Source organism: Cognatundibacterium crateris (assembly GCF_010078235.1).
Classification (GTDB): domain Bacteria; phylum Pseudomonadota; class Gammaproteobacteria; order Burkholderiales; family Burkholderiaceae_D; genus Undibacterium; species Undibacterium crateris.
In genome coordinates this window covers 216,209-239,594 of record NZ_JAABOS010000007.1, presented here as the reverse complement: position 1 = coordinate 239,594, position 23,386 = coordinate 216,209, and the positions used below count along the sequence as shown (strand labels likewise).

Annotated in this window: 23 protein-coding genes; 4 read left to right on the top strand and 19 right to left on the bottom strand. The window is 52.2% G+C overall.

Annotation, left to right across the window (positions count from 1 at the left end; translation table 11 throughout):
- Positions 1-91: 91 nt before the first annotated feature.
- The 3 genes from EYB48_RS14350 to EYB48_RS14340 form a co-directional block, all read right to left on the bottom strand.
- Positions 92-358, bottom strand: a complete 267-nt coding sequence (locus tag EYB48_RS14350) for a hypothetical protein (protein ID WP_162021045.1) — start codon at positions 356-358, stop codon at positions 92-94.
- 141 nt (positions 359-499) lie between these two features.
- Complete coding sequence (locus tag EYB48_RS14345) at positions 500-2,758, bottom strand: OPT family oligopeptide transporter (RefSeq protein ID WP_162021044.1); 2,259 nt, start codon at positions 2,756-2,758, stop codon at positions 500-502.
- A gap of 208 nt (positions 2,759-2,966) precedes the next feature.
- Complete coding sequence (locus EYB48_RS14340) at positions 2,967-4,283, bottom strand: MFS transporter (protein WP_162021043.1); 1,317 nt, start codon at positions 4,281-4,283, stop codon at positions 2,967-2,969.
- A gap of 490 nt (positions 4,284-4,773) precedes the next feature.
- On the opposite strand from EYB48_RS14340, the gene EYB48_RS14335 reads away from it, so the two are divergent.
- The 4 genes from EYB48_RS14335 to dcd all read left to right on the top strand — a co-directional run bounded on the left by EYB48_RS14335 (position 4,774) and on the right by dcd (position 7,332).
- Positions 4,774-5,391 carry a 3'-5' exonuclease gene (locus tag EYB48_RS14335; protein WP_235935145.1) on the top strand — a complete coding sequence of 206 codons (618 nt, stop codon included), beginning with the start codon at positions 4,774-4,776 and terminating at the stop codon, positions 5,389-5,391.
- Positions 5,384-5,596, top strand: coding sequence for a DUF1653 domain-containing protein (locus EYB48_RS14330; protein WP_162021041.1), 213 nt, complete (start codon positions 5,384-5,386; stop codon positions 5,594-5,596). Before EYB48_RS14335 ends, EYB48_RS14330 begins: the two co-directional genes overlap by 8 nt.
- Positions 5,597-5,637: 41 nt before the next feature.
- On the top strand, positions 5,638-6,666 hold the full coding sequence (locus EYB48_RS14325; RefSeq protein ID WP_162021040.1) for an XdhC family protein: 1,029 nt from the start codon (positions 5,638-5,640) through the stop codon (positions 6,664-6,666).
- 99 nt (positions 6,667-6,765) lie between these two features.
- The gene (gene dcd, locus EYB48_RS14320) at positions 6,766-7,332 is read left to right on the top strand and encodes a dCTP deaminase (protein WP_162021039.1); all 567 of its coding nucleotides are present in this window, start codon (positions 6,766-6,768) and stop codon (positions 7,330-7,332) included.
- An 81-nt stretch (positions 7,333-7,413) separates the two neighbouring features.
- Here dcd and EYB48_RS14315 read toward each other — a convergent pair whose 3' ends face one another.
- The 16 genes from EYB48_RS14315 to amaB form a co-directional block, all read right to left on the bottom strand.
- The gene (locus tag EYB48_RS14315; RefSeq protein ID WP_162021038.1) at positions 7,414-8,391 is read right to left on the bottom strand and encodes a flagellar brake protein; all 978 of its coding nucleotides are present in this window, start codon (positions 8,389-8,391) and stop codon (positions 7,414-7,416) included.
- A gap of 190 nt (positions 8,392-8,581) precedes the next feature.
- The gene (locus tag EYB48_RS14310; protein ID WP_162021037.1) at positions 8,582-10,852 is read right to left on the bottom strand and encodes an arginine/lysine/ornithine decarboxylase; all 2,271 of its coding nucleotides are present in this window, start codon (positions 10,850-10,852) and stop codon (positions 8,582-8,584) included.
- Positions 10,853-11,125: 273 nt separating this feature from the next.
- Positions 11,126-11,917 (bottom strand): MipA/OmpV family protein, encoded by a 792-nt coding sequence (locus EYB48_RS14305; RefSeq protein WP_162021036.1) that lies wholly within the window; start codon positions 11,915-11,917, stop codon positions 11,126-11,128.
- A gap of 10 nt (positions 11,918-11,927) precedes the next feature.
- Positions 11,928-12,500, bottom strand: a complete 573-nt coding sequence (locus EYB48_RS14300) for a DUF4337 domain-containing protein (RefSeq protein ID WP_162021035.1) — start codon at positions 12,498-12,500, stop codon at positions 11,928-11,930.
- 114 nt (positions 12,501-12,614) lie between these two features.
- Complete coding sequence (locus EYB48_RS14295) at positions 12,615-13,109, bottom strand: dihydrofolate reductase (protein ID WP_162021034.1); 495 nt, start codon at positions 13,107-13,109, stop codon at positions 12,615-12,617.
- A 21-nt stretch (positions 13,110-13,130) separates the two neighbouring features.
- The gene (locus EYB48_RS14290) at positions 13,131-13,925 is read right to left on the bottom strand and encodes a thymidylate synthase (protein WP_162021033.1); all 795 of its coding nucleotides are present in this window, start codon (positions 13,923-13,925) and stop codon (positions 13,131-13,133) included.
- Between the two features lie 76 nt (positions 13,926-14,001).
- Entirely contained in the window at positions 14,002-15,615 is a 1,614-nt protein-coding gene (locus EYB48_RS14285; protein ID WP_162021032.1) for a sensor histidine kinase, read from the bottom strand.
- A 276-nt stretch (positions 15,616-15,891) separates the two neighbouring features.
- The gene (gene fdx / locus EYB48_RS14280; RefSeq protein WP_162021031.1) at positions 15,892-16,230 is read right to left on the bottom strand and encodes an ISC system 2Fe-2S type ferredoxin; all 339 of its coding nucleotides are present in this window, start codon (positions 16,228-16,230) and stop codon (positions 15,892-15,894) included.
- Between the two features lie 21 nt (positions 16,231-16,251).
- Positions 16,252-18,117, bottom strand: coding sequence for a Fe-S protein assembly chaperone HscA (gene hscA, locus EYB48_RS14275; protein WP_162021030.1), 1,866 nt, complete (start codon positions 18,115-18,117; stop codon positions 16,252-16,254).
- Between the two features lie 69 nt (positions 18,118-18,186).
- Positions 18,187-18,690, bottom strand: coding sequence for a Fe-S protein assembly co-chaperone HscB (gene hscB / locus EYB48_RS14270; protein ID WP_162021029.1), 504 nt, complete (start codon positions 18,688-18,690; stop codon positions 18,187-18,189).
- Between the two features lie 20 nt (positions 18,691-18,710).
- Positions 18,711-19,034, bottom strand: coding sequence for an iron-sulfur cluster assembly protein IscA (iscA, locus tag EYB48_RS14265; RefSeq protein WP_162021028.1), 324 nt, complete (start codon positions 19,032-19,034; stop codon positions 18,711-18,713).
- An 88-nt stretch (positions 19,035-19,122) separates the two neighbouring features.
- Positions 19,123-19,509, bottom strand: a complete 387-nt coding sequence (gene iscU, locus EYB48_RS14260; RefSeq protein WP_162021027.1) for a Fe-S cluster assembly scaffold IscU — start codon at positions 19,507-19,509, stop codon at positions 19,123-19,125.
- A gap of 65 nt (positions 19,510-19,574) precedes the next feature.
- Positions 19,575-20,828: an IscS subfamily cysteine desulfurase gene (locus EYB48_RS14255; RefSeq protein ID WP_162021026.1), complete on the bottom strand. Its 1,254-nt coding sequence runs from the start codon at positions 20,826-20,828 to the stop codon at positions 19,575-19,577.
- 15 nt (positions 20,829-20,843) lie between these two features.
- On the bottom strand, positions 20,844-21,326 hold the full coding sequence (gene iscR, locus EYB48_RS14250; RefSeq protein ID WP_162021025.1) for a Fe-S cluster assembly transcriptional regulator IscR: 483 nt from the start codon (positions 21,324-21,326) through the stop codon (positions 20,844-20,846).
- Positions 21,327-21,494: 168 nt separating this feature from the next.
- Positions 21,495-21,704, bottom strand: coding sequence for a VF530 family protein (locus EYB48_RS14245; RefSeq protein ID WP_162021024.1), 210 nt, complete (start codon positions 21,702-21,704; stop codon positions 21,495-21,497).
- A gap of 165 nt (positions 21,705-21,869) precedes the next feature.
- A complete protein-coding gene (gene amaB, locus EYB48_RS14240; protein WP_162021023.1) occupies positions 21,870-23,381 on the bottom strand; it encodes an L-piperidine-6-carboxylate dehydrogenase in 1,512 nt (503 codons plus the stop codon).
- Positions 23,382-23,386: the final 5 nt, after the last annotated feature.

Below are 23,386 nucleotides of genomic sequence, written 5' to 3'. Positions count from 1 at the left end.
CGCAAGATCTTGCTTCAGGCTAAAACTGGGTATGCTGTCCTGTACTCAGTTCTAGCCAGCGTCATCGCCGTGATAGCCGCGTTCTCGGTGATCAGACTTTTTCCATGTCTTCAGAGTCGAGTGCAATCACATGGGATTGCGGGTTACCGCGCTCATCGTGCCATTCCCGCATCACGCAGGGATAGCCATCTTCATCCAAAGCAACGACTTTGAAAAAATTTCCTATCATGGAAGAAATCAAAATCTGTTCCTCTTCCGGGAAACTCGCGATGAAGTCCGGGCTGAGTTGTATCACTTTCACGATGTCACCCAAGCCTACCGCCTGATTACGGCAATCCACCACACTGTGTTGTGTCATTTTATATTCCTGTTTTTGTAAACTGCCGCTATTGTAAAGGCTGCGTCAAGTGGCGACATAAGCTAATGAAAAGAAAATGGCTGACGAATCAAGGGATTCGCCAGCCACGTTCATAGGACCGGATTAGTCTTAGCCAGCGGTTTAGCTGCGGGCGCTATTCTTTTCTCTGGCAACCCAATACAGTATCCCGGCAATGACCAGATAAGGCAGCAGGGATAAGGCATCGGCATTCGGGCCATTGAAGAAAGGGTTATGGGCAGTCGCCCAGTCACCGATGGTTTTATCGAAGTCAGTCAGAATGCCGGCGGTAAAGGCGATCACGATACCTGCCAAAGCCCCACCTGCAATATAGCCGGATGACAGCAAGACGCCGGAACTGCGGTCACCAGCAGCCTGCATTTCTTCTTCATTCAGATCTTTATACTGATCCAGTTTGCTGTTACGTCTGTCCACCAGCCAGCGTATCATGCCGCCTATGAATAAGGGCGCAGAAGACGACAGCGGTAAATACACACCAACTGCAAATGCGAGCGATGGAATGCCAGCCATTTCCAACACCAGGGCGATCATGACGCCGAACAGTACTAACGTCCATGGCAATTGCTGATCCAGTATGCCTTTAATGATGTAGGACATCAGCACGGCTTTCGGTGCATCGTATTTCTTCACTTCCGAACCGTCAGGGCGTTTGTTGTAGGTGCCGTTGATACCCGGATCAACCAGATACATGACCTGGCCTTCGTTGTTGACCAGATATTTGCCAGCTGGACCGCCCACGGCATCATTTTTGTGCCAGACCTTGTAAGTCGCCTTATCCTGCTCCGCCTGTGGACCTTGCAACTGTGCGGTTTCGGTGAGTTTGCCTGCATCGGTTTTCAATGCAGGTGCTACCTGGGCTGCCGGCACGTACACCGTACCCGCGTCATTGAGCTTGAGTAAAATCGGTCCCAGTATCAGCGCGGATGAAAAGGCACCGGCCAGAATGGCGTATTGCTGCAGCTTAGGTGTGGAGCCGACCAGGTAGCCGGTCTTTAAATCCTGAGAGGTGGTGCCTGCATTGCTGGATGCGATACAGACGATAGCGCCAACCGATAACGCGGTCACATAATACTGACCACCGGTCCAGCCCATGACCAGAAAGATCAGGCAGGTAAATAACAGGGTAGCGACCGTCATACCGGAAATCGGGTTCGATGAAGAACCGATTTCACCGGTGAGGCGTGATGAAACCGTCGCAAACAAAAAGCCAAACACCAGTATCAGTATCGCGCCCAGGAAATTCATGTGCAAAGGCGTGGCGAAAGTGATGATTGCGATAATCGCTAAGGCCCCGATGATGACCCATTTTAAAGGTATATCCTGATCGGTACGCAAGACACTGGCAGCATTTGCAGAGCCACTGCGCATGCCAGCCAGGCCAGCAGACAAACTGCGCCAGATGGTTGGCATCGCACGTGCCAGACTGACCAGACCACCCGCAGCCACAGCGCCGGCGCCTATGTACAGAATGTAGGCGCTGCGTACATCATGCGCACTCATTTCACTGATCAGCTTGGTGCCCGGTGTCAGCGGCACGCTGAGCGCATCGCCAAAGAATTTAATCATCGGTATCAGCAACAGATAAGACATCACGCCGCCCGCTGCCATGACTGAAGCGATACGTGGGCCGATGATGTAACCTACACCCAGCAATTCCGGTGAGACTTCAGCACCGACAGAGCCGCCTTTGAGTGGTGCGCCGAAAACCGTTTCCGGCGTGTCCTTCCAGCCTTTGAACGCGACGTTGGCAATCTTGTAGAACAGACCTAAACCAAAACCACCAAAGATGATCGCAGCACGGCGATTAGCATCTGCCTGCGCATTTGGATTACTGCCTTCGCCAGCGGCTTCACGTGAAGTATCTGTGGCTGCCGCTTTCAATACTTCGGCACAGGCTGTGCCTTCCGGGTATTTCAGTTCGCCGTGTTTTTCCACGATCATGGTGCGGCGCATTGGGATCATCAGCAGAATGCCGAGCAGGCCGCCCAGGCAGCCCACCAGCATCACACGCGAGATTTCCAGATCAAAGCCCAGGATCAGAATCGCGGGCATGGTGACACCGAGTCCGAATGCCAGTGATTCACCAGCCGAGCCTGCGGTCTGCGTGATACTGTTTTCCAGTATGGTTGAATCTTTTCCGCCGAGTTTATTCGTCAGACGGAACAGTGTGATGGCGATGACTGCGACCGGTATGGAGGCACTGACGGTCAGACCCACTTTCAGCACCAGATATAAAGAAGATGCACCGAAAATCATACCCAGGATGACGCCCATGATCAGGGCGCGGGGTGTCATTTCAGGCAAATTCGCACTGGCCGGAATATAGGGCCTGAACGCAGAAGCTGAGGTTTCTTTTGGCATGTTATTACCTTTTATTATGTGGAAAACCGGGCCTTGATCTTGATGCCACAGGCCCGCCTGATTTTCTGCATCCTGTCTCTGGTGATGACAAAAAATGATGTGCGCATTATCACCGTTTTTTTACCGCCTCAGCAATGAAGATTTACTATCAAAACAATTTTGTTTGAAGTCATCGTTGTGATATCCCACATCTGCAGGTTTTACTGCCTTAATTGCTTTTTCTCTCTGTACCTGTAGCCGTATCCGAACTGCCAGCGTGTGGCGTCAGTGTTGGCAAATGCGTGATGCCGCGTATCAGTGGATGGCGCCATGCAATCAATGCTACCCCGAGAGCTACAAAGCCTGCGAATCCCAGTGCCACGCGCAATCCCAGATGCTCGCCCAGCCAGCCACCGATCAGGGCGCCAGGTCCGGCCGGTATCAGTATCAGCCAGCGCATGGTGCTGGTCATGCGGCCCAGCATGGGTTCTGGTGTTACTGCCTGACGCAGGGCCAGGAAGTTAATAAAGATCAGCACGCCGCCAACCGCAAATGCCATCAGCATCAGTCCGAAAGCGAGGATACCTATCCATCCGGCCGGGGCCAGGGCCAGTCCACCCCAGCCTAGTCCGCACACGGCAACACCTAGCACCATGCAAGGACCCGGCCCCAGTTTGCGGCTGATCCGGTGCCCGTAGATACTCGCGGCGATGCTGCCAACGCCTATCGTCATATAACTGAGTCCCACCGCCTGTTCGGATAAGCCGAGCAGGCGGGTAGCAAACAGAATCTGTACGACCAAGGCAGCGTTATAGCAGAGTTGCCACATGCCGACCGTGCAGGCCAACCCGACCAGCAAGGGCTTGTTCATCACGAACCGCACACCCTCTTTTAAATCACGCCAGAAATGGCTGTCGTTTTTTTCAGGACGATGTTCTTCTATGTGTATGCCGCGCAGTATCAGGGCTGAGGTCAATAACAGGATGGCGTCAGCCATCAGTGCCAGTGGGGCACTCAATAACTTAATCAATACCCCGGCTGCAGCAGGACCAGAAACTTCCGCGCCAGACGTGGCCAGCGCATTTTTTGCGTGGGCTTCGACCAGGCGCTCGCGCGGCACAATTTGGGTCAGTACGATTTGCGCAGCCGTGCCTGCGGTGGTGTTAATGGCACCTATCATAAAACCCACCACATACAACCAGGTCATATTGATCACATCAAAATACCAGGCAACGGGGACACTGATCACCGCCAGTGCGATCATGGTTTCACCAGCGATATACACCGGTAATTTCCGGACGCGGTCCAGCCAGACGCCGGCTGGCAGCGACAGCAGTACAAAGGGCAGGGTCTCCATAAATGTCAGGATACCCATTTGGCTTGCAGTGGCGTTGAGCATCACGGCTGCGGTCAGCGGTAAGGCCAGGATCGTAATTTGTGCGCCAAATGAGCTGATCAGGATAGAGGTCCAGAGGCGACGATAAATCCTGTCGCGTAGCAGGTCGTTATTGGGCAGGCCACATAGTTTAAAAAAATAATTCATCATGATTTGCAGTGACATGATCCGCAGATCACATCATTCAGTTGGGACTTTTGCGCTACTGATTCAAGCATCGCACTGTGTGAAACAGCGGCTGTGAGAGTGTAGCGGTCACTGCCATCTTCAGTGTAGATGTACAGAAGATGGCGAAGAGTAAAGCCCGGTGTTAAGGCGAATATAGTGGTAAAAATTCTGTACCGCGTGATCGGTGCAGATGGAGCAGATGCGCGCTGTAATCAGCGTTAACACGGCGGTAAAGATAATCCGCGTTTACAATACTGGCTGACTGGCGGATGGGAGTAAACTTAACTTTGCAGCTTACACCACCTGTAACATGACTTAGCTGTCGTCATGCTGCAAATTCACATCATGCCGGAGCGTATTTTGCGGGAGGCGAGTCGCTGATCAAATACGTTCAGCGATGTATGAGTCGCAAATTCGCCAGAAGTTCCACAGACCGGAAAAAAGTAAATTTATGTTCGCACAAGCTATTGTCATGATTGACTTCGAAACCTCAGGGATGAGCCCGCTACAGGGCGGGCGTGTCACCGAGGTGGCCGCCTTACGTATTGAGGGCGGGGCGATTACAGATCGCTATGTCTCCCTGATCAATTGTGGTGTGCGCATACCCGGCTTTATTACCGAGCTGACCGGGATTACGCAGCGCATGGTCGACCGTGCGCCACCTGTATCAGAGGTCATGCCAGCTTTGCTCGATTTCATCGGCAATGATAGTCTGGCAGCGCATAACGCCAGTTTCGATGAGCAGTTTCTGAAAGTGGAAAGTGACCGGCTGGGTATGCGTCCGGCACATGATGGTCTGATTTGCTCGGTCAAACTGGCGCGCCGCGTGTTTCCTGGTTTGCCCAGCTATTCACTGGGTAAGCTGGCGAAGTCCCTTGATATCCGGTTTCAAGGTGCTGCGCACAGGGCGGAGGCGGATGCCGAAGTTTCTGCACAACTGATGCTGAGAATCGCCAGTGAATTATGTGAACGCCACCAGGTCGACGCGATAGACCCGCAACTTTGTATCCGGCTCAATCAGCTGACTGCCGCCAAAGTGCCCGGATTTTTAAAACAATATTTTGAAACACAAAGGAATGCCCATGTCTGAGCCACAACGCTATCGCCATTTTAAAGGCGGTATCTATGAAATCCTCTGTGAAGCGACACAGGAAGCAGATCTGGTGCCGGTCATTGTCTACCGCTCCGCCAATGGCAGTATCTGGACACGGCCGAAATCAGTATTTTTCGAGATGGTCGAGGTTGACGGCAAGCTGGTACAGCGTTTTACGCCGATCACATCGGATGCCGCCTGATATAGCTGGTCCGCAAAGTAATTCGGGTAAAGGGAAAAAGAATGGATAGCATGGATTTGGATGTATTAAAAACCTGTGCACGCTGGCAGCAGCAGGGGCTGTCCTGCCTGCTGGTGACCGTGGTCACGACCTGGGGTTCCAGTCCACGCCCGGTCGGTTCCATGCTGGTTCTGAATGCGCATGGCCAGGTAGCGGGTTCGGTATCCGGCGGCTGCATAGAAGACGATTTGATTGCGCGGGTACAGCAGCAGGGCATTACACAGCTTGTTCCTGAATTGGTCACTTATGGTGTCAGTGCTGAAGAGGCACACCGCTTTGGTTTACCCTGTGGCGGCACCATACAACTGGCGCTGGAACCAATAGCGCCGCATAGTCAAATCGCTGAATTACTGAGTGCACTGGCTGCTGGTCAACTGACCAGGCGCAGCCTCAATCTGCAAACGGGTGCCGTGCATTTGAGTGCAGCGGAACCGACTGCGCAACTGACTTTGTATGACGACATGCTGGACACTATTCATGGTCCACGCTGGCGCTTACTGATCATCGGTGCCGGGCCTTTGTCGCGTTTCCTGGCCAGTATTGCGACCGGGCTGGATTACCAGGTCACTGTCTGCGATCCGCGTGAAGAATACCGCAGCGACTGGAATTTACCCGAAGTCCCGGTGCTGCATGCCATGCCTGACGATCTGGTTATGGAGATGCAGCTGGATGCACGCAGCGCAGTGCTGGCCTTGAGTCATGACCCTAAACTCGATGATCTGGCGCTGATGGAGGCCCTGAAGTCGCCGGCGTTTTATGTGGGTGCTATCGGTTCACGCATCAACAACCAGCGTCGACGTGAACGTTTGAAAGAATTTGATTTGAGTGAGCAGCAACTGGCGCGTTTGCATGGGCCAGTCGGACTCTACATAGGCAGTAAAACGCCACCTGAAATTGCGATTTCCATTCTGGCGCAGATGACCGCGGTAAAGAACGGCGTGGAGCTGCCGGAGCAGAGTAGCGTTGCGCTTGCCAAGGAAAACGCACAAATCAGCATGTCGGGAGCCGCATGTGCGTTGAAAACCGCATGAAATAAGACTATTCGGCGTTTACACCAGATGCGAAACAGAAATGTAGACGTATTTTCGCGTAAAATCGCAGCTAGACTATTAATTGAGCAGGGGAAGCACATGAGTATTAAATCAGATAAGTGGATACGTCGTATGGCTGAGGAACACGGCATGATAGAGCCGTTTGAGCCGGGTCAGGTGCGTGAGCGTGATGGGCAGCGTATCGTCAGCTATGGCACATCCTCCTATGGTTACGATATCCGTTGTGCTGATGAATTTAAAATTTTCACCAACATCAACAGCACTATCGTTGACCCTAAAAACTTCGATGAAAAATCTTTTGTCGATTTCAAAGGTGATGTCTGTATCATCCCGCCGAATTCGTTTGCGCTGGCCCGTACTATGGAGTACTTCCGTATTCCACGCAGTGTATTGACGATATGCCTGGGTAAATCAACTTATGCACGTTGCGGCATTATCGTCAATGTCACGCCGTTTGAGCCGGAATGGGAAGGTTATGTGACGCTGGAGTTTTCCAATACCACACCTTTACCAGCGAAGATCTATGCTGGCGAAGGCTGTGCTCAGGTCTTGTTCTTTGAAAGCGATGAAGTGTGCGAAACCTCCTATAAAGATCGCGGCGGCAAATATCAGGGCCAGCATGGCGTGACTTTGCCTAAGACCTGAGTTTCATTCAGCGTTCAAAAAAAATCCCGGCTTGTACAGGCCGGGATTTTTTTTACTGCCAATGTTTGTGTCGTTTCAGGGTCAATCCATTTCAGCCAGCGTCTGATGGACAAAAGCAGACAGTATCAGCCGCGCTTGCGGATTCAGATCTACAAATTCGAAGCCGTGGCGGAACTCTACACCATTCTCGGTCGGCGCTACTGAGCGCAGGATGACATTGAGTGACAGATATTCATCACTACCTGCAGCATTGACACGAAACTTCACTGTGCCGGTATCGCCTTTACGTCCCAACTGGCGTTTGATAATGCCGGATGTGCCGCCCATACTCAGATCGCCCAGGGTCGCCGCAGCAGTTTGCTCAGGATTGCCTATCGTTACCGAGGCAATAATTTTAACAATGGCACGTGCTGCTTGCCGTATCGTGGTGGAGCGAACTTCTCTTGGATATGCCAGATGCAGATAAGGGAAGGGCGAGTACACATATTTGATCAGCGAACTGGTGAAGGCATAGGCCTTTTTGCCCGGAAAAGCACGTACGATAAAGCCCTGACCTTCGCGTATCAGGGCTGCTCTGCCATCCAGCATGGGTGCGGTCAGCATCAGTGATTTGTTTTTGGCATAGCCTATTAGCCTGACCGTGTAGCGCGTGCCGACATTGTCCTGAGTTTGCAGGAAAAAAACCTCGCCTACATGCCAACGCACACTGTCGAGTTCTATCACGCTTTCTTTGTTCAGCTCTTCTTGTTTAGGCTGACTTGCGGCAGGAGTTGCAAGTGCTGGCTCAGCAGCAGTGGCAGGCAAAGTGCTTGCTGCCGCGCTCACGGCGGCCGTAGCGGGTGTAAGCGGATCGCTCAATTTGGCTGGAATGCTATCCCACAGAAAGTCTGCGCTGCAGTAGCCTACTTCAAGTAAGTGATCAAGCTGCTGCTGGCTGTCTATGTGTAAGCCTGCTTCAGACAACATGTCACCATCCTGATTGTAAACAGGCCAGGCCAGGGTCTGACCCACAGTAATTTCCGCATGTTTCAGCGACATCAGGCCTTGTACATCACCCATGTAATGGTTCCACTCGATTAGTTAAGCAAAAACTTTCAAAGAAAACGACGCAGTAGACTCGCAGATAATTGTGCAATGATAATTTATTTAACTTGAAGGTGCACTGAAAACACATCGAAAATGCAAAAAGCACCTGTAGTCCTCGCCAGACTACAGGTGCTTTTGCAACAGGCCCTAACTGCAGCCGTGTTTATTTACTGATCGCTGCGTCCGATTTCACGCAATCGACGTAATAGCCACGTTTACCATCGACTTCAGCTTTCACCAAACCGTGGCAATCGGTTTCGAAGCCAGGGAATTTTTCATTGAAATCACGTACAAAGCGCAGATAGTCAACAATCGTACGGTTGAAGCGTTCGCCAGGAATCAGCAGCGGAATACCCGGTGGGTAAGGCGTGAGCAGGATGGCTGTAACACGGCCTTCCAGCTCATCGATCGACACGCGCTCAATTTCACGGTGGGCCATCATGGCAAATGCGTCCGATGGCTTCATCGCTGGCTGCATGTCGGACAGGTACATTTCTGTGGTCAGGCGTGCCACGTCATGGGCTTTGTAAGCTTCATGTATGCCCTGGCACAGATCCTTCAGGCCTATGCCTTCATAGCGTGGATTTGCTGCTGCAAATTCCGGCAGTATGCGCCACATAGGCTGGTTCTTGTCGTAATCGTCCTTGAATTGCTGTAAGGCGGTCAGCAAGGTATTCCAACGGCCTTTGGTAATGCCGATGGTGAACATGATGAAGAAGGAATACAGACCGCATTTTTCAACGATAACGCCGTGTTCAGCCAGGTATTTAGTCACGATGGACGCCGGGATACCGGTTTCACCGAATTTACCTTCCAGAGACAGGCCAGGCGTAACGATAGTGGCCTTGATCGGGTCGAGCATATTGAAGCCACTCGCCAGCTTGCCGAAACCATGCCAGTTGTCTTCAGCGCGGATAATCCAGTCTTCGCGTGAGCCTATGCCGTCGTCGGCAAATTCTTCCGGTCCCCAGACTTGGAACCACCAGTCTTTACCCCATTCCTGGTCAACCTTGCGCATTGCGCGGCGGAAGTCCAGTGCTTCCAGGATGGATTCCTCGACCAGTGCGGTACCGCCTGGTGCTTCCATCATCGCAGCCGCGATATCGCAGGAGGCGATAATCGAATACTGCGGAGAGGTCGAGGTATGCATCAGGTAAGCTTCATTGAAGCTGTCTTTATCCAGTTTGCGCGATTCCGATTCACGCACCAAAATCTGCGAAGCCTGAGAAATACCGGCCAACAGTTTATGGGTGGATTGGGTAGAGAAAATCATCGACTCTTTAGCGCGCGGACGATCTTTGCCTATCGCGTGCATGTCTTTGTAAAAGTCATGGAAAGTCGCGTGCGGGAGCCAGGCTTCATCGAAATGCAGCGTGTCAATTTCGCCATCCAGCAAGTCCTTCAACACTTCAACGTTGTACAGGACGCCGTCGTAGGTCGATTGGGTAATGGTCAGGATGCGTGGTTTTTTGTTCTTGGCTTCACGTGCAAACGGATTGGCCTCGATTTTCTTTTGTATGCTCTCCATGCTGAATTCTTCCAGCGGGATAGGACCGATGATACCCAGGTGATTACGGGTAGGCATCAGGAAAACCGGGATCGCACCACACATGATGATGGAGTGCAGAATCGATTTGTGGCAGTTACGGTCAACCACGACGATATCGCCAGGCGCAACGGTAGAGTGCCATACCATCTTATTCGAGGTAGAGGTGCCGTTGGTGACGAAGTAGCAGTGATCTGCATTGAAAATACGTGCCGCATTGCGTTCAGATGCCGCAACCGGGCCGGTATGATCGAGCAGCTGACCGAGTTCTTCCACCGCGTTACAAACGTCAGCGCGCAGCATGTTCTCACCAAAAAACTGGTGGAACATCTGACCGATAGGCGACTTCAGGAAAGCTACGCCACCGGAGTGACCAGGGCAGTGCCAGGAGTAAGAGCCGTCATTGGCATAATGCACCAGCGCGCGGAAAAACGGCGGCGCCAGGCTGTCCAGATAAGACTTGGCTTCACGGATGATATGGCGCGCCACGAATTCCGGCGTATCTTCAAACATGTGAATGAAGCCATGCAGTTCGCGCAGAATATCGTTAGGGATATGACGTGAGGTACGGGTTTCACCGTACAGGTAAATCGGGATGTCCGCGTTTTTGTAGCGTATCTCTTCGACGAAGGCACGCAGAGACTTCAGCGCGTGATCGGTTTCTTCATCTGTGCCATCGCCGAATTCTTCATCATCAATCGAGAGGATGAACGCCGAGGCACGCGATTGCTGTTGTGCGAATTGAGATAAGTCACCATAGCTGGTAACGCCCAGGACTTCCATGCCTTCAGACTCGATCGCATCTGCTAAAGCGCGGATGCCGAGACCGGAGGTGTTTTCAGAACGGAAATCTTCGTCGATGATGACGATGGGGAAGCGGAATTTCATGGAGGTCTCCAAAAAAGCTTGTTACAAGGGAGACGCCTGGGCAAGTTTGGTAACCGCTTGCGCGCCGAAAAATTCAAAGAAGCGAATTCTCTCAGATATGAGGCCGCTCATGTAAAAAATAGTTGCATTTTCTGCGCTCTGTACCAATTTCATGAGTCTGTCATGAAATCCAGAGATGCTCTGTGCACTGGGTAGCTTAATTTTGGTGGCGGTAATGAAAAATGGGTATGCTCAGATACCCATTTTTGAACTTGCCTGTAGCCTGAGTGACGATCAGAAACGATAGCTCGCCGCAGAAAATACCGAGACCGCATTCTTGTCGATGACAAATGGGCTCTTAGCCGCATCGCCAGACAAACGGCTGTAGGAGGTGCCGGTAGTCAGTGACCAGTTAGTATCGATAGTCCAGTGCCAGCTGGCACCAAGTTTGATATCGGATACGCCGGCATTCGGTGTGAAAGTTGCGTAACCGCTGGCCTGCGACTGTTGTGGCGTCACGCCATAGTAGGACTGCATATAGCTGTTATTGGCCCAGTTGGCGCGCAATGAGGCACTGAGTCTGTGCTGAGGGTTGATCGCAGTCGAAATGCGGCCGCCTACGCTGACTTGTACGCCATTGTGGTCCACGCCTGAGCCATAACGCACAGAAGATAGCAGGGTGTATTGCTGGCTCAGTGAGAAATTAAAAAACGCACCAGGCTCAATGGCGGTATTCACGTCGCCGAGACCGCGCAGCTTGGATGAGCGCGACTCATCACGCGCCGCTTCCAGCGACATGCGCAAGCCATACTGCATTGCTGCATTCTTGGAAAAGTTATAGCCCAGACCATTCACAGAGCTGAAAAAAGCGCCACTTTTCCACTGCACATCAAACATAGGATAAAGCGCATAACGACGCTCATCCGAACCATGGTATTTAGGTACTGACAGAGCGACTGCCCCCAGCGAGTAGTTGATATCTTTAGGCAGATAGAACTCGGGGATGGTTTGCACAAACTCAGATGTTTGCGCTTGTGCTGCGGGGAGTACAGCCGCCAGTAGCAATGCGCATAGTAATTTTTTCATTATATTCTCTTTAAATATGCATCCAGGCTAAGGCCGCCAATACCACACCAATGCCGGCCGCGCCATAAGAAGTGAATTGCAGCCACTTTTTCCTGGTCAGCAAAGTAATCGCTGCCAGTGAGATTGCGATCTGTACCGCCGTCATCGCCTGTGCCCAGCGGTGGTGCTGGTGCAGCGCATTTTCAGACGCTTCTTCCCACTTATGGGATTCCGCTTCCAATTCCTCGGCTTTCTTTTTAATCTCTTCTTTTTCCGCTTTGTAGCGGGCTACATCTGCTTTGTACTTCTCAGTATCGGTGCCAGGGATCACAAGTGCAAGCTCGGCGAGGTTTTGTTTGTTGCTTTTTGACTGATAAAAATTCCATTGATTGGAGGCCTCAGTCTTTTTGATAGCAGCGTTGTTTTTAAACATAGCTGCATCATTCTGAGTGGCGCCGCCTTCATAGCCAAACAGGGCGCCTACCGTTGCCATAATGGCAGTCATCACTGCGATACGGCTGGCAAAATCGTCGCTGCCATGCTGGGCGACGTGTTCAATTTCGTGGTCATGTGGACCATGTACATGAAAACCGTGTCCGGACATATTGCTTCCTTTTTTTATATGGACTTGTACATCTTTGATACCAGGCTGCATCTGATCAGTGGCGCCTTCGTCAGGGGTAGCTGCGACTGATCATATTGCCGGTCTCATCATGCATCAAGCCTGATTTTTTTCGTAAGTAACAAAAGCATAACGCAATTGCTGGGTTTCTGAGTAATGGTTTTCACGCGCAGTTTCTTTCCATGTTTGTTTGTCTATGGCGGGAAAGAAAGCGTCGCACTGAAAACTGGATTGTATTTCTGTAACGATCAGTTTGTCAGCCAGCCCGAGCTCCAGCACTTGCTGATAAATCTGCGAGCCGCCTATCACGAAAGCCTGCGCCGCACCTATGGCATCTCTTGCATTCTGCAGCGATGTAAACACTTCCACCCCGGCATGCTGCCATTCCGGATTGCCGGAGATGACCATATTACGCCGGTTGGGCAGCGGTCGGCCTATCGATTCAAAGGTTTTACGGCCCATGATAATCGGGTGACCACTGGTGGTTTTTTTGAAATGCGCCAGATCTTCAGGCAAATGCCAGGGCAGGGTGTTATTGATACCTATACCCGATTGCTGATCGGTTGCGACGATAACAGTCAAAGATGACATGAGAATGAATCCTTAGAAGCTTTAAACAGCGACAGGCGCTTTGATCGCCGGATGGAATTGATAATCCCTGAATTCGAAGTCATCAAACTGATAATCAAACAGTGATTCAGCTTGTCGTTGTATGACGAGCTGCGGCAAGGGCAGGGTATCACGGGATAACTGCAGCTCAACCTGCTCCATGTGGTTGGAATATAAGTGGCAATCGCCACCGGTCCAGATAAAGTCACCCACGCCCAGGCCACATTGCTGCGCCACCATATGGGTCAGTAATGCATAGGACGCGATATTGAACGGTACGCCCAGGAAGATGTCGGCACTGCGCTGATACAACTGGCACGACAATTTGCCATCGGCGACATAAAACTGGAACAGTGCATGGCATGGCGGCAGCTTCATTTGCGGGATATCGGCCACATTCCAGGCCGAGACGATCAGGCGGCGTGAATCAGGATTATTTTTAATCTGATCCAGCAGTTGCTGTATCTGGTCGATATGCTGACCATCCGGTGTCGGCCAGCTGCGCCATTGCGAGCCGTATACCGGACCCAGATCGCCATTTTCGTCGGCCCATTCATCCCAGATCGATACGCCATTTTCTTTGAGATAGCGAATATTGGTAGAGCCTTGCAGGAACCAGATCAGTTCATGCACGATGGATTTCAGGTGTAGCTTTTTGGTGGTAACGAGCGGAAAACCCTGATTCAGGTCGAACCGCATCTGATAGCCAAACACCGAAACAGTACCGGTACCGGTCCGGTCTGTCTTTGTGGTTCCATGGTCACGCACATGACGCATGAAGTCGAGGTATTGGCGCATAGTCAGTCAAAATGTGAGAAAAAATCGAGGCGCTAGTATACACCCGAAATCGCCCCGCATTTCTGGCTGTCCTTGCTCAATCTGGGTTAAGCAGCGGATCTTTACTTTCTTTGTCGCCAGGTGCTATCAGTGGCAGGCGGATTTCAAATTGTGTACCTTGGTCCGGAATGCTGGACACATTGATATTACCACCCAATACGTTGGTAATCATATTGAAGGTGATACTCAGGCCCAGACCGCTGCCACCCTGTCCGAACTTGGTCGTGAAGAAGGGTTCGAAAATACGGTTAACGATGTCAGGTGGGATACCTTTTCCGTTGTCGCTGAAAATCAGCATCACATAATCGCCCATTCTTTCTGCACTGCAGCGCATTTGTCCTGAGCTTTTGCCCTCCAGCCCATGAATCACAGAATTGTTGACCAGGTTGGTAAATACCTGACCCAAAGGACCAGGATAGCTGTCCATTTCTATATCGGCAGGTATGTCCAGCTCCAGTGTGAATGGTGTCTTGCGCAGGCTGGAGTGCAGCAGTGCACTGAGTTCCTGCAGCATCACCAGCAGTCCGAAGCGGCGCCTTTGCGCGCTGGACTGATCGACCGCAACCTGTTTGAAATCGCCCACCAGATGCGCAGACTGTTGTAATCCACGCAGCAGTAACTTGGTTGAATCCAGTGCTGTTTCAGCGTAACGCGTTAAGTCTGAGCGGCGTATCTGGCCTTCCTCCACCATTTTCAGCAGGCGGCGGGTTTCTTCTTCCAGGGTGCTGGCAACCAGCAGGCAGTTACCTAAAGGCGTGTTGAGTTCATGCGCCACACCAGCCACCATAGAGCCCAGTGCGGCCATCCGTTCTACCCTTGCCAGCTCAGCCTGTGCATTGTTCACGTTATGAAGGGCAGCTTCCAAATTCTGGTTCACGCTTTCCAGTTCCTGGGTGCGTTGCCGCACCTTGGATTCCAGGGTGCCTGAGTATTCCAGCAACTGCTGATTTTTGATTTCCAGTTCACCAAACGAGTGTTGTAAGGCCTGACGTGTTGCCTCCAGACTGTTGGCCAGATGGCCCAGCTCATCTTCTCGGTTCAGTGCAATCGGTTCATTCAACTCGCCATTTGCCAGGCGGTCTGATTTTTCCATCAGGATTTTGACTGGTTTGACCAGACGCCATTGCAATACCATCAAAATAAAGATAATCGCCAATATCAGTGACAGTGCAGCCGTCGTCATATAGCGGCGAAAATCTGAACGCAGGCTTTCCTGTAGCAGATCCTCCGCCAGCGTCAGCCGGACTTCGCCGATCACCTGACCACCATGCGTGATTTCGCGTGTTTTGCTGGTGAAGGGGCCTTTTTGAGTGTGACGGCGGGTATCGTTCTTGATGAATTCTTTGCGGTCAGGCAGCGTAATGACTTCTATGCTGGCAACCCGTGGATCGGAGTACACCACCTCACTGGAAATATTGGCAATTTCCGGAGTGATTTGCCACAATGGTTCGGACAGAATAACGGACAGGATGCCGACCAGGCGTTCATGGTCGTCTTTGTTTTTACTGCGTACAGCTTCCTCTATCGTATTGAGTTGATACGGAACCAGAACTGCAGCAGGTACAGTCAGTCCGAATATCACCGCAAGGATGATGGCCAGTCTGAGGGAAATGCGACTGCGTAGGGCGGCAAGCAATTGTTGAAACCTCATTGTTCTTCCTGTGAGCATTACTTTATTCGAATTTGTTGCTATTGTTGCAACTCGCGCCAATCAGCAATGCCTGTAATCAAAGCAATTTCAGTTCCCTAACCTTACATTGGCAGCCCGATCATACTAAAAGCTTTTTTTCATTAGGGCAAGTTTAGTTATTGCCAGCAACTAAAAACAATGCGCCGCTCCCGGATTTGTCGCGAAAATGTAAAACAGCTCAGCAACGATATTCGTATGCTGAGCTGTTTTTATTGAATTTCTGGGTGATACCGTCAATCAATGGTGTTCGCGCGCATGATTGATCGTGTATTTGGGGATTTCTATCGTAATGTCTTGCTTGCCGAGTTTGACCTGACAAGACAGGCGTGAAGTCGATTCCAGACCCCAGGCGGCATCGAGCAAGTCTTCTTCATCATCAGTCGAGGCATTCAATGACTGAAATCCTTCACGTATCACCACATGGCAAGTGGTGCAGGCACAGGACATTTCACAGGCGTGTTCGATTTCTACATCGCTTTCTACCAGTGCTTCGCACAGTGACTTGCCTTCCGGTGCGTCAATCACGGTCCCTTCCGGGCAGAGTTCAGGGTGGGGCAGAACGATAATTTGTGGCATGGTATTTCCGATTAGGTGAGTTTAAGCGATGTCGTCCAGTTTTTTTCCGGCCAGAGCTGAGCGTACACTCTGATCCATACGACGGGCTGCGAATTCTTCAGTGCCTTCTGCCAGCGCGCTGATGGCTGCGTGTAAGCCCTGATGGTCGCTGCCAGCCATCATCAATCTGACTTGCTGCATTAATTGTTGAATAGCTTCTGATTCTGCCGCAGACAACAACTGACTGTCGGCGTCAAAAGCAGATTGTGTCGCCAGCAGTATACGCTCGGCTTCAACCTGCTCCTCGCGCAAAGCACGTTGCTGCATATCTGCTTCTGCCGTGCTAAACGAATCCTGCAACATGCGTGTGATGTCATCGTCGGCTAAACCGTAAGAAGGTTTGACCGTGATACTGGCTTCAACGCCTGAGCGCAATTCGCGTGCAGAGACGGATAGCAAACCATCAGCATCGACCTGATAAGTAATCCGTATTCTGGCAGCACCCGCCGCCATCGCCGGAATGCCACGTAATTCAAAGCGCGCCAGTGAGCGGCAATCGCTGACCAGTTCGCGTTCACCCTGTACCACATGGATAGCCATCGCGGTCTGACCATCTTTGAAGGTGGTGAATTCCTGGGCGCGTGCGCAAGGGATGGTGGAATTGCGCGGTATGACTTTTTCAGCCAGCCCACCCATGGTTTCTACGCCCAATGACAATGGAATTACGTCCAATAACAGCCAGTCATCACCGGGAGCGCGGTTGCCCGCCAGCAGATTGGCCTGAATCGCGGCGCCCAGCGCGACCACTTTGTCAGGGTCGATATTTGCGAGTGGCGTGGTCTGGAAAAATTCACCGACGGCTTTGCGTACATGTGGCATGCGGGTCGCGCCGCCCACCAATACCACGCCGTCGATATCATCCGCGGATAAGTCCGCATCACGTAAGGCTTTGCGGCAAGGCGTGATGGTTTTGAGCACCAGGTTCTGCGTCATTTCAGCAAACTGGCTGGCGCTCAGTTGCAGATGCACGGATTCGCCGGAATTGAGTTTTGCGTCGATAAATGTACTGGGTTTGCTGGATAAAATTTCCTTGGCTTCACGCGCCTTCATCATTAGCATGCTGGTGTCTTCGTCCGACAGTGGTGCTAATTTGGCTTCCTGTAAGATCCAGCAAAACAAACGGTGGTCAAAGTCGTCGCCACCGAGTGCAGAATCGCCGCCGGTAGACAATACTTCAAATACGCCCTTGCTCATTTTGAGTATGGAAATATCAAAGGTACCGCCACCCAGATCGTACACGGCGTAAGTGCCTTCCGATGCATTATCCAGTCCGTAGGCGATAGCAGCTGCAGTCGGTTCGTTCAGCAGGCGCAATACGTTCAGGCCTGCCAGTTTGGCGGCGTCTTTAGTCGCCTGGCGTTGCGCATCATCGAAATACGCAGGAACGGTAATCACTGCGCCGACCAGATCATCGCCGAGCGCATCTTCCGCCTGCTGGCGCAGCGTGGCCAGTATCTGGGCTGAGACTTCAACCGGACTTTTGATGCCAGCGATGGTTTTTAACTGCACCATGCCAGGTTCATCGTGGAAGTCATAAGGCAGATTTTCGGCGTAGGCGATATCTTTCAGGCCGCGACCCATGAAGCGTTTTACCGAGGCGATGGTATTTTTCGGATCATTACTCTGTTCGGCCTGTGCCTTGAAGCCGATGTGGGCATGGCCGTTCGGCAGATAGCGCACCACAGATGGCAGCAAAGGCCGGCCTTCTTCATCGTTGAGCACTTCAGGAATACTGTTGCGTACGGTGGCAACCAGAGAGTTAGTCGTGCCCAGATCGATGCCTACCGCCAGCCGGTGCTGGTGAGGTGCGGTGGACATGCCCGGTTCAGAAATTTGCAGTAATGCCATGGTGTCTAAGGATGGAGGCCATCAACAAAGTGGCGCGCTGTGGCGCCGGTTATTCGGTAGCCGGCTGCGTCAGTCATCCAGCGCGGCGATATCAGCCAGAAATTTTTCCAGGAACATGCAGGTGCGTATCAGTCCGGCCGCCTCGCGGTACTGCCCGTTATCCAGCGCCAGACCTGCCTGAGTCAGTTGCTGTCTGAGCGTATTGCGCAACTCAGCTTCCAGTTGCAGCAGCGCGGCGCTATTCTGCTCGTGGCGCGCATCATCAAATGCTTCGCGCCATTCCATCTGTTGCATCAGGAAGGCAGCTGGCATGCTGGTATTCGATTCGGTTTCCAGATCGACGCCGTGCAATTCGCACAGATAGCTGGCGCGCTTCAAGGGCTTTTTCAGGGTCTGGTAGGCTTCATTGGCACGGGTCGCCCATTGCATGGCAACCCGTTTTTCTGCTTCGCTGGCCTGCACGAATTTATCCGGATGAACCTTGCTCTGGACTTCGCGATAGGCCGCATCGAGCTGTGCCATATCCAGCGAAAAACGCGGTGCCAACTGAAACAGCTCAAAATGATTTTGCATAGGACTCAGTCTGGCCGGGCTCAGATACGGAAGCTTTCGCCGCAACCGCATTCATCTTTCACGTTAGGATTGTAGAATTTAAAGCCTTCGTTCAGGCCTTCGCGCGCAAAGTCGAGTTCGGTACCGTCAATATAAGGCAGACTTTTTGCGTCGACAAAGACCTTCACGCCATGGGACTCAAAGACCTGATCTTCACCACTCATTTCATCCACGTATTCAAGCTTATAGGCCATGCCGGAACAGCCGGTCGTGCGTACGCCAAAGCGCAGGCCTAAGCCTTTGCCACGGCGTTCCATATAACGAATGACATGCTTTGCTGCTTTTTCAGTGAGTGTGATAGCCATGGTGATTTCCGTCTTTACTGCTTCTTATCCTGAGGTGTAACTGATGCCGCGGCGGTGGCAAACCTGAACCCAGGTTTGCCCGCCTAACTTATTCGGCGCTGTGCTTGTTCTTGTAATCCAGGACCGCAGCTTTGATTGCGTCTTCAGCCAGGATGGAGCAATGGATTTTCACTGGTGGTAAGGCCAGTTCTTCAGCGATCGCTGTATTTTTAATTTCCAGTGCCTGATCCAGCGTTTTACCCTTGACCCACTCTGTTACCAGAGAAGAAGAGGCAATCGCAGAGCCGCAGCCATAGGTTTTGAACTTGGCATCTTCGATCACGCCGTTAGCGCCAACCTTGATCTGCAATTTCATCACGTCGCCACAGGCAGGCGCACCAACCATGCCGGTGCCTACACTGTCGTCACCTTTTTCAAAAGCGCCGACGTTACGTGGATTTTCGTAGTGATCTAAAACTTTATCTGAGTAAGCCATGATGCTATTCCTTTATTCCTGACGTTAGACCTGACGGGCGTACCCGTCAGTAGCTGGGTTGAGCATTAATGCGCGGCCCATTGTATGGTTGAGATGTCGATGCCATCTTTGTACATATCCCACAAAGGCGACAATTCACGCAATTTTTCTACTTTGGTTTTCAGCAGATTAATCGCGAAGTCGATGTCTTCTTCAGTAGTGAAACGGCCTATCGTGAAACGGATAGAGCTGTGCGCCAGTTCATCGCTGCGGCCCAGTGCGCGCAGTACATAAGACGGTTCCAGACTGGCCGAAGTACATGCAGAACCGGACGATACCGCGATATCCTTGATCGCCATGATCAGCGATTCGCCTTCAACGTAATTGAAGCTGACGTTCAGATTGTGCGGTACGCGGTGATCCATATCACCATTCACATAAGTCTCTTCAATCTGTTGCAAGCCTTTTGCGAGGCGGTCACGCATAGTGCGGATGTGAGCCAGCTCACTTTGCATTTCTTCTTTAGCGATGCGGAAAGCTTCGCCCATGCCTACGCATTGATGCGGCGCTAATGTGCCGGAACGGAAGCCGCGTTCATGGCCACCACCATGCATTTGCGCTTCCAGGCGCACGCGTGGTTTGCGGCGGATATACAAAGCGCCTATGCCTTTTGGGCCATATGATTTGTGGGCGGAGAAGGACACCAGGTCGACTTTGACTTTTTCCAGGTCGATTTCGACTTTGCCGGTTGCCTGCGCTGCGTCAGAATGGAATACGATGCCTTTTTCGCGGCAGAGTTCACCGATTTCTGCGATAGGCTGAATCACGCCGATTTCATTGTTGACCCACATGACCGAGATCAGGATGGTGTCAGGACGGATTGCGGCTTTCAACTGTTCTATCGTGATCAGGCCGTTATCCTGCGGTTGCAGATAAGTCGCTTCAAAACCCTGACGTTCCAGTTCTCGTACCGTATCGAGTACTGCTTTGTGTTCGGTTTTAACGGTAATGATGTGCTTGCCCTTGGCTTTGTAGAAGTGCGCTGCACCCTTGATCGCCAGGTTATTACTTTCGGTTGCACCCGACGTCCAGATGATTTCACGCGGGTCAGCATTAACCAGCGCAGCAACATTGCCACGTGCTTCTTCCACTGCCGCTTCCGCATCCCAGCCATACATATGGCTGCGTGAAGCCGGATTACCAAACTGCGCACGCAGGAAAGGAATCATCTTATCGGCGACGCGCGGATCAACCGGCGTGGTCGCCGAGTAGTCCATGTAAATAGGGAAGTGCGGTGACTTCAGCGTGTCCAGCAGACTTTGTTCCAGAGGGGCGTTCATTCAAGACTCCAAATATCAGGGTGCAGTATGGCTGACATGCTGGCTGTGCATGACAACGACTTGGTTTTCCGAGGTTTTTTGTTTTTGCTGATTCACCAGATCCTGCAAGGAGACCGAATCGAGGTAATCAACCATTTTTGCATTCAGCGTTGCCCATAAATCATGGGTCATACAATGCAGGCCATTGGCATGATCGCTGCCGTGGCAGTTGCCTTTGCCGCCACACTGGGTGGCATCCAGCGGCTCATCAACGGCGATGATGATATCGGCGACGGTCACATGCTGGGCTTTCCGGGCAAGATTATAGCCGCCACCGGGGCCGCGCACAGACTCGACAATTTCATGGCGGCGTAACTTGCCAAACAATTGCTCGAGATAGGATAAGGAGATGTCTTGCCGCTGACTGATGGCAGCAAGCGTCACCGGTCCTTTGTCCTGGCGCAGGGCCAGATCTATCATGGCGGTGACGGCAAATCGTCCTTTGGTGGTGAGGCGCATAATGTGGCTCCGGGTGTGCCCTAAGGCATGTCGTGCTAATAACCTGAGTTGTTGAGCAATTTGATCAAGTATAACAAACTTGAGTGATTCTGTCAGGAATGCCCTCAAAACCCGAAGTGCCCCGGCGCGGATGTGGAGTGACCTCTGCAAGAGGTCTTGGTCTGCGCTTTATGTCCAGTCCGTATCCAGAAATAACTGTTCGACTTTGGTTCTGGCCCAGGGCGTTTTACGCAAAAATTTCAGACTGGAGCTGACGCTGGGCTCAGATTGGAAGCAGCGTATGGGCACATGTTGAGCCAGACCGGGCCAGCCATAGCGCGCCTGTAGCCGGATCAGCAACTGTTCAAGTGTGATGCCATCGAGGCTGTTATTGGGCATAAATTTCCCTGATTTTTTCGGAGTCGCATGATACCGCTGGGAAGGTGTGCGTGCAATGAGGCTTTGTGCGGCCTATGCACAATCTCTTGGCCCAAAAAAGAAAAAGCCCCCTGGGGGGCTAGGGGGCTGAACTTGTGTAGTATGTTTTTATTAGTATTTTGTTGCTCAAATATCGAAGCTGATGCCCTGAGCCAGTGGCAGCGCATGGCTGTAATTGAAGGTATTTGTCGTGCGGCGCATATAGGCTTTCCAGGCGTCGGAACCGGATTCACGGCCACCGCCAGTATCTTTTTCACCGCCGAATGCGCCACCAATTTCAGCACCGGAAGGGCCGATGTTGACGTTGGCAATGCCGCAATCGCTGCCTGTGGCTGACACAAAGCGTTCCGCTTCACGCATATCGGTAGTGAAGATAGATGAAGATAAGCCTTGCGGTACTTCGTTATTCCAGTCTATCGCCTGATCGAGGTCGCTGTAGCGCACGATATACATGATGGGCGCGAAGGTTTCATGATGCATGGTTGTGGTCTGGGTCGGCATTTCAACCAGTGCCGGACGCACATAATAGGCCGCTTCACAGCCTGCAACAGTCACACGGTCGCCACCGAATACCTGACCTTGTTCCGATTTGGCGACTGCCAGGCTGCTTTGCATCGCATCGTAAGAGCTGGCATCGACCAGCGGGCCGACCAGGGTGGATTTTTCCAGCGGATTGCCGACTGGCAGACCGGCGTAGATTTTTTTCAGACGTGGTACCAGCGTGTCATAAACGCTGTCGTGTACGAACAGGCGGCGCAGGGTGGTGCAGCGCTGACCGGCTGTGCCAACTGCAGAGAAGGTGATGGCGCGTACGGCCATTTCCAGGTCTGCACTCGGTGCCACGATCATCGCGTTATTGCCGCCCAGCTCAAGGATGGTACGGGTCAGGCGGCGTGCGCAAACTTCCGCTACTTGTTTGCCCATGCGGGTGCTGCCAGTGGCGCTGACCAGTGCAATGCGTTTATCCTCGACCATTTGCGCACCGCTGTCGCGGCCGCCTATGATGAGTTCAGCCAGACCGTCCGGTGCATCGCTGCCAAAGCGCGCTACTGCTTTCATGAATAAGGCGTGGGTCGCAATCGCGGTCAACGGGGTTTTTTCAGACGGTTTCCAGACTACGCTGTCGCCGCAGACAAAGGCCAGCGCTGCATTCCAGGCCCATACTGCGACCGGGAAGTTGAACGCGGAAATGACGCCAACCACGCCGACCGGATGCCATTGTTCCATCATGCGGTGACCAGGACGTTCAGACGCAATCGTCAGGCCGTATAACTGGCGTGACAGACCGACTGCGAAATCGCAGATGTCGATCATTTCCTGTACTTCGCCTAAGCCTTCTTGCAGGATTTTGCCCGCTTCCATGGTGACTAACTGACCGAGTGCGGCTTTGTGGGTGCGCAGTTCCTCGCCAAACAGGCGTACCAGTTCGCCACGGCGTGGTGCCGGGATGCTGCGCCATTGCAAGTAGGCCGCATGCGCTTTAGCGATACGTGCCTGCACTTCGCTGGCGGAATCTGCACGCAGGCTGGCCAGAGCTTTGCCATCAATCGGCGAAATACTGTGGATGGCCTCGCCTTGATAGTCGGCAAGTTGAACGCCGAGTTCACTGAGCAGTGCTTGAATAGTTGGACTTGTCATAATGT

Bases quoted from the DNA above. Each gene is read 5' to 3' on its own strand.
- EYB48_RS14350 (WP_162021045.1), bottom strand. From the start codon at position 358: ATGACACAACACAGTGTGGTGGATTGCCGTAATCAGGCGGTAGGCTTG.
- EYB48_RS14345 (WP_162021044.1), bottom strand. From the start codon at position 2,758: ATGCCAAAAGAAACCTCAGCTTCTGCGTTCAGGCCCTATATTCCGGCC.
- EYB48_RS14340 (WP_162021043.1), bottom strand. From the start codon at position 4,283: ATGATGAATTATTTTTTTAAACTATGTGGCCTGCCCAATAACGACCTG.
- EYB48_RS14335 (WP_235935145.1), top strand. From the start codon at position 4,774: ATGATTGACTTCGAAACCTCAGGGATGAGCCCGCTACAGGGCGGGCGT.
- EYB48_RS14330 (WP_162021041.1), top strand. From the start codon at position 5,384: ATGTCTGAGCCACAACGCTATCGCCATTTTAAAGGCGGTATCTATGAA.
- EYB48_RS14325 (WP_162021040.1), top strand. From the start codon at position 5,638: ATGGATAGCATGGATTTGGATGTATTAAAAACCTGTGCACGCTGGCAG.
- dcd (WP_162021039.1), top strand. From the start codon at position 6,766: ATGAGTATTAAATCAGATAAGTGGATACGTCGTATGGCTGAGGAACAC.
- EYB48_RS14315 (WP_162021038.1), bottom strand. From the start codon at position 8,391: ATGGGTGATGTACAAGGCCTGATGTCGCTGAAACATGCGGAAATTACT.
- EYB48_RS14310 (WP_162021037.1), bottom strand. From the start codon at position 10,852: ATGAAATTCCGCTTCCCCATCGTCATCATCGACGAAGATTTCCGTTCT.
- EYB48_RS14305 (WP_162021036.1), bottom strand. From the start codon at position 11,917: ATGAAAAAATTACTATGCGCATTGCTACTGGCGGCTGTACTCCCCGCA.
- EYB48_RS14300 (WP_162021035.1), bottom strand. From the start codon at position 12,500: ATGTCCGGACACGGTTTTCATGTACATGGTCCACATGACCACGAAATT.
- EYB48_RS14295 (WP_162021034.1), bottom strand. From the start codon at position 13,109: ATGTCATCTTTGACTGTTATCGTCGCAACCGATCAGCAATCGGGTATA.
- EYB48_RS14290 (WP_162021033.1), bottom strand. From the start codon at position 13,925: ATGCGCCAATACCTCGACTTCATGCGTCATGTGCGTGACCATGGAACC.
- EYB48_RS14285 (WP_162021032.1), bottom strand. From the start codon at position 15,615: ATGAGGTTTCAACAATTGCTTGCCGCCCTACGCAGTCGCATTTCCCTC.
- fdx (WP_162021031.1), bottom strand. From the start codon at position 16,230: ATGCCACAAATTATCGTTCTGCCCCACCCTGAACTCTGCCCGGAAGGG.
- hscA (WP_162021030.1), bottom strand. From the start codon at position 18,117: ATGGCATTACTGCAAATTTCTGAACCGGGCATGTCCACCGCACCTCAC.
- hscB (WP_162021029.1), bottom strand. From the start codon at position 18,690: ATGCAAAATCATTTTGAGCTGTTTCAGTTGGCACCGCGTTTTTCGCTG.
- iscA (WP_162021028.1), bottom strand. From the start codon at position 19,034: ATGGCTATCACACTCACTGAAAAAGCAGCAAAGCATGTCATTCGTTAT.
- iscU (WP_162021027.1), bottom strand. From the start codon at position 19,509: ATGGCTTACTCAGATAAAGTTTTAGATCACTACGAAAATCCACGTAAC.
- EYB48_RS14255 (WP_162021026.1), bottom strand. From the start codon at position 20,828: ATGAACGCCCCTCTGGAACAAAGTCTGCTGGACACGCTGAAGTCACCG.
- iscR (WP_162021025.1), bottom strand. From the start codon at position 21,326: ATGCGCCTCACCACCAAAGGACGATTTGCCGTCACCGCCATGATAGAT.
- EYB48_RS14245 (WP_162021024.1), bottom strand. From the start codon at position 21,704: ATGCCCAATAACAGCCTCGATGGCATCACACTTGAACAGTTGCTGATC.
- amaB (WP_162021023.1), bottom strand. From the start codon at position 23,381: ATGACAAGTCCAACTATTCAAGCACTGCTCAGTGAACTCGGCGTTCAA.